The organism is Mesorhizobium sp. M5C.F.Ca.IN.020.32.2.1 (assembly GCF_004023105.1).
GTDB lineage: Bacteria > Pseudomonadota > Alphaproteobacteria > Rhizobiales > Rhizobiaceae > Mesorhizobium > Mesorhizobium wenxiniae.
In genome coordinates this window covers 1-501 of record NZ_RZSX01001633.1, presented here as the reverse complement: position 1 = coordinate 501, position 501 = coordinate 1, and the positions used below count along the sequence as shown (strand labels likewise).

Genomic DNA, 501 nt, shown 5'->3' with positions numbered 1-501 from the left:
AGCCCATGCGGTAGACGAGCTCGGCCGGGCGGTCGATATCCCAGATCGCCAGGTCGGCTGATTTTCCAGCCTCCAGCGTACCGGTCTGTCCGAGCAGTCCCAGCGCGCGGGCGGCCTCGCGGGTGACACCGGCAAGGCATTCGTCAACAGTCAGACCGAACAAAGTCGCCGCCATGTTCATGGTCAGCAGCAGTGAGGTCAGCGGCGATGTGCCGGGATTGCAGTCCGTGGCGACCGCCATTTTGACGCCGTGCTGGCGAAACAGACCGATCGGCGGCTTCTTGGTCTCACGGATGAAATAGTAGGCGCCGGGCAGGATCGTCGCCACGGTTCCTGCCCTCGCCATCGCCGCCGCACCCGCCTCGTCAGTGTATTCGAGATGGTCGGCCGACAGGGCGCCATAACGCGCCGCAAGTTCTGCGCCGTGCAGATTGGACAATTGGTCAGCGTGGAGTTTTACCGGCAGATTTAGCGGCTTGGCCGCGTCGAACACGCGAGAAA

1 protein-coding gene is annotated in these 501 nt (G+C 63.5%); it reads right to left on the bottom strand.

What is annotated here, in order from left to right; translation table 11 throughout:
* Positions 1 to 501: amidohydrolase family protein (locus EOA86_RS37875; RefSeq protein WP_164892467.1), on the bottom strand; the 501-nt coding region annotated here is incomplete at both ends.